Source organism: Streptomyces silaceus (assembly GCF_001419745.1).
Taxonomy (GTDB): domain Bacteria; phylum Actinomycetota; class Actinomycetes; order Streptomycetales; family Streptomycetaceae; genus Streptomyces; species Streptomyces silaceus.
This window is the reverse complement of record NZ_LIRJ01000013.1, coordinates 1-4,419: the sequence shown is the minus strand read 5'-3', so window position 1 is coordinate 4,419 and position 4,419 is coordinate 1. Positions and strand designations below refer to the sequence as shown.

The following is a 4,419-nucleotide window of genomic DNA, read 5'->3' as shown; positions in this document are numbered from 1 at the left end:
CCGAAGATCACCGCGGCGCCGCTCCCGATGGCGACGACCGCGACCGCGGCGATGGCGGCGATCAGCAGCCCCTTGCTGTTGGGGCCCCGGCCCCGGCCCGAGGGCGCGGGCGCGTACGGGGGGCCGGCGACGGGGGCGCCGCCGGGCTGGGCCTCGGGGGCGGTGTAGTGGGCGTTCGGCTGGCCGTAGGGCTGCTGGCCCTGCTGCGGGACCTGCTGGCCGTATGCCTGGCCCTGCGGCGCGTACGAGCGCCGGTCGCCGACCGCCCTCACCTGGTTGTACGAGGAGCGGGGACCCGGGTACCCGTAGCCGCCCCCACCGCTCGGCGGGGTCGCGCCGGCTGCCTGTCCGTCCTCGTACAGATAGCCGAACGGATCGTCGTCGCCCTGCGGCGCGCTCGGCGTGTTCTCGCCGTTATTGCCGGGCGTCATTCCCTGGTCACTCCCTCACATCGCTGACGCGGGGAGCCTACCCGGTCCGAGTGAGCCCACGGGGTGGCGTTGACCTCATCCGGGCCGCTATCCGGCCCGCCGGTGCTGCTTGGCACGGGACCGTTTCTCCACGTACATCCGCTGGTCGGCCGAGTGCAACACTTCGTCCGCCGACATCCCGCAGTGGGCCCAGCCGATGCCGAAACTGGCCCCCACACGGACCGCTCTGCCGTCGACGCGGATCGGGGGGATGATCGCGTTCCGCAGCCGGACGGCGAGGTCCTGGGCGTCGGCGCGGCCGAGGCCGTCGGCGAGGACGACGAACTCGTCGCCGCCGAGCCNNGGCGACCTCGATGAGGACGGCGTCGCCGGTGTGGTGCCCGAAGCGGTCGTTGATCGACTTGAAGCCGTCGAGGTCGCAGAAGAGGACCGCGAGGCCCTTGGTGCCGTCGTCCACGTCCCCCTCGCCGCCCTCGGGCGCGATGGTGTGGACGTGGTGGTCGAATCCCTCGTCCTGCTGGTGCGTGGTGGGTCCGAAGTCGAAGCCGTGTTCGTAGGCGGCGTCGAGCGAGTCCACCGCGCTGGGCTGCCCCGCGTGGGGCCTGCGACAGAGCCGGGCGCTGAGGCGGGCGCGCAGCTCGGCGGAGTTGGGCAGTCCGGTCAGGGAGTCGTGGCTGGCGCGGTGGGCGAGCTGGAGCTCACGGCGCTTGCGTTCCTCGATGTCCTCGACGTGCGTGAGCAGGAAGCGGGGCCCGTCGGCGGCGTCCGCGACGACGGAGTTGCGCAGGCTGACCCAGACGTACGTCCCGTCGCGCCGCGCGAGGCGCAGCTCGGCGCGGCCGCCCTCGGCGGAGGTGCGCAGCAGCGTCCCGATGTCCTCGGGGTGGACGAGGTCGGAGAAGGAGTAGCGCCGCATGGCCGAGGCGGGGCGGCCCAGGAGGCGGCAGAGCGCGTCGTTCGTGCGCAGGATCCGGCCGTGCTGGTCGCCGCCCATCTCGGCGATGGCCATGCCGGAGGGCGCGTACTCGAAGGCCTGCCGGAAGGACTCCTCGCTGGCGCGCAGGGCCTGCTGCTCGCGCTCCAGGCGGACCAGGGCGCGCTGCATGTTGGCGCGGAGGCGGGCGTTGCTGATCGCGATGGCGGCCTGGAAGGCGTACATCTGGAGGGCCTCGCGGCCCCAGGCGCCGGGCCTGCGGCCGTTGCGCGGGCGGTCCACGGAGATCACACCGAGCAGCTCGCCGCCGGACGCCCCGGTCGCGTACATGGGCGCGAAGAGGCGGTCCGAGGGGTGCCACTCGTCCTCGAAGCGGGGCTCGGGGCCCTCGGTGTACCACTGCGGGACGTCGTCGTCGTCGAGGACCCAGCCCTCGGTGTACGAGATGAAGCGCAGGGCGCCCCACGGCTCGCCCATGGCGAGGCGGCGCTCCCAGGCGTCGCGGGAGCCGACGCGTCCGGTGATGAGGGCCTCGGCGGAGGAGTTGCCGGCGAAGGCGGCGACCACGAGATCGCCGTCAGGGCGCACGAGATTGACACACGCCAGCTCATAGCCAAGGCCGTTGACTACTCCGTCGGCGACGGTCTGCAGCGTGTCAGCCAGGCTCCGGGCCGTGTTGAGCTCCGCCACCACCTGGTGCAGCTGCCGCAGGGTCGCAAGACGGACGTACGGCTCCGACTCGGTCTCCATGCTCGTTCTCCCCGAGACCTCGACAGCAACTCCAGGATGCGCAGCGCCCGCAGTGTTCTTCTGTGTCTTGGTACTTCCGTGCCTTGTGCCCTCAGTGTCTTATTGCCTCCGTCACTGAATCACAGCGAGCTGCCCACTCGGTACACAGGGTCAACAAAATATGGTCCCTGTGACTCAAGTCACAGGTGAGAAGCCGCCGTTGGTCCAGTCCCTTGGACTAGTCCACCACCTCGCGGGGCACTGCGTGCCACCTTTGGCCACCCCTGGTCCTAGGACCGGTCTGGTTCCAGCGCCCGATGTGGCGCGGGGTGCCCCCGGGCTAGCGTCGGGGCGTGGCTCACGTACTGAAGACTCTCCCGGCCCCGCCCTCACCGCGCCGTCCGTCACCGGATGGGCATGCTGATGGGGTGAGCAACGACGAGTTCCGCGCGGCGATGTCCCGCCTGGCGGCGGGCGTGGTCCTGGTGACGGCGCGCGAGCCCGCCCTGGACCCGGACGACCCGACCGCGCCGGCGGGCGAGGACGTGGGCATGACGGCCACGGCGTTCCTGTCCGTCTCCCTGGACCCGCCCCTGGTGATGGTGAGCCTGCGCGAGGGCTCCCGGATGGACGACCTGCTCGCCGAGCAGCCCCTGTGGGGGGTGTCGGTGCTCGCCGAGAGCCAGCGGCACATCGCGGGCCGCTTCGCGATGAAGGGCCGGATCAGCGACCGGCTGCTCTTCGAGGACATTCCCTACGTGCGGGGCACGGCGACCGGCGCCCCGCTGGTCGGCGGCGCGCTGTCGACGCTGGAGTGCCGCACGGAGCAGACGGTGGCGGCGGGCGACCACACGCTCGTGATCGGCCGGGTCCTGACGGCGTCGCTCCCGAGCGCGGACGGCGGCCCGCTGATGTACTTCCGGGGCCGCTACCGGCAGCTGGGCTAGCCCCGCCGAGGGCGCGGCGGCTCGCTGGAGCCCCGTAGGGGCGCGGGGAACTGCGCGCTCAGCGCGCGAGACGCCGCGGTCGCGTCCGCGGAGACCCCGACAGAGGCGTCTGCGGCTTCTTTGTGGTTGCTCGCGCAGTTCCTCGCGCCCCTCACGGGGCACACCTCAGCCCCAGCCCTGCCCCGAGCGCCCCCGCTTGGTCTCGCTGCGCTGCTTCTTGTTCCGCAGGCGGCGTTCGTTGATGCCGCGCGGGATCTTCGTGGCGCGGCGCGGCTTCGGCGGCGGCGCGGTGGCCTCGGCGAGCAGCGAGGCGAGGCGGGTGGCGGCCATCTCGCGGTTGCGCCACTGCGAGCGGTGCTCGCTGGCCCGCACGCTGACGACGCCGTCGACCAGCCGGGACGCGAGGCGCTCCAGGGCGCGCTGCTTCCACACCTCGGGCAGCGCGTCGGTGTTCGCGAGGTCGAACCGCAGCTCGACCTGGGAGTCGCTGGTGTTGACGTGCTGCCCGCCCGGCCCGGACGACCGCGAGAAACGCCACATGAGCTCGGCCTCCGGCAGGGAGACCGAACCGCGGATGACATAGGGACCGGACATGCCCCCATGGTCCCGCGCCTGTCGGGCTCACGTCACCCGCTTTTCCCGCGCCGCTCCCGCCCTCACCGCGCGCCAGGGATGAGTAAAGAAAGTAAAGCGGAGTGGAACCCTGGGGACCCCGGTCCGCGTTGTTAGGGGTGACGGTAGCTTCGTCCCCAGTACGAAGCCCGTACGTATGCAACGAGGGAAGGGACTCCCAACAATGGCAGTAAGCCTGTCCAAGGGTGGCAACGTCTCGCTCACCAAGGAGGCTCCGGGCCTGACCGCCGTCACCGTGGGCCTCGGCTGGGACGTCCGCACCACCACCGGTACCGACTTCGACCTGGACGCCTCGGCGATCGCGGTGAACACCCAGGGCAAGGTCTTCTCGGACCAGCACTTCGTCTTCTTCAACAACAAGGCGACGCCGGACCAGACCATCGTCCACACCGGTGACAACGTCACGGGCCAGGGCGAGGGCGACGACGAGCAGATCAACGTGAACCTCGCCGGCCTCCCGGCCGACATCGAGAAGATCGTCTTCCCGGTCTCGATCTACGACGCCGAGAACCGCTCGCAGAACTTCGGCCAGGTCCGCAACGCGTTCATCCGCATCGTGAACCAGGCCGGCGGCACCGAGATCGCCCGCTACGACCTCTCCGAGGACGCCGCCACCGAGACCGCCATGGTCTTCGGCGAGCTGTACCGCAACGGCGCGGAGTGGAAGTTCCGCGCCGTCGGCCAGGGCTACGCCTCGGGCCTGGTCGGCATCGCGCAGGACTTCGGTGTGAACGTCTGAGACGAC

General features: G+C 71.4%; 4 protein-coding genes and 2 pseudogenes. 2 read left to right on the top strand and 4 right to left on the bottom strand.

Annotation, left to right across the window (positions count from 1 at the left end):
* From AOK22_RS01280 to cdgB, 3 genes and pseudogenes are all read right to left on the bottom strand, one after another.
* Positions 1-431 (bottom strand): annotated as a pseudogene (locus tag AOK22_RS01280) (carbohydrate-binding protein); the annotation flags it as partial.
* Between the two features lie 87 nt (positions 432-518).
* Positions 519-772, bottom strand: a pseudogene (locus AOK22_RS42370) (diguanylate cyclase domain-containing protein); the annotation flags it as partial.
* Between the two features lie 2 nt (positions 773-774).
* The coding region (gene cdgB, locus AOK22_RS01275; protein ID WP_244164654.1) for a diguanylate cyclase CdgB at positions 775-2,115 on the bottom strand (1,341 nt) is incomplete at its 3' end.
* Between the two features lie 407 nt (positions 2,116-2,522).
* Here cdgB and AOK22_RS01270 point away from each other — a divergent pair.
* On the top strand, positions 2,523-3,041 hold the full coding sequence (locus AOK22_RS01270; RefSeq protein WP_055696646.1) for a flavin reductase family protein: 519 nt from the start codon (positions 2,523-2,525) through the stop codon (positions 3,039-3,041).
* Between the two features lie 165 nt (positions 3,042-3,206).
* On the opposite strand, the gene arfB is transcribed toward AOK22_RS01270, so the two are convergent.
* Complete coding sequence (gene arfB, locus AOK22_RS01265; RefSeq protein ID WP_055696645.1) at positions 3,207-3,635, bottom strand: alternative ribosome rescue aminoacyl-tRNA hydrolase ArfB; 429 nt, start codon at positions 3,633-3,635, stop codon at positions 3,207-3,209.
* Between the two features lie 202 nt (positions 3,636-3,837).
* Between arfB and AOK22_RS01260 the strand changes: the two genes are divergently transcribed.
* Positions 3,838-4,413 (top strand): TerD family protein, encoded by a 576-nt coding sequence (locus AOK22_RS01260; protein WP_055696644.1) that lies wholly within the window; start codon positions 3,838-3,840, stop codon positions 4,411-4,413.
* Positions 4,414-4,419: the final 6 nt, after the last annotated feature.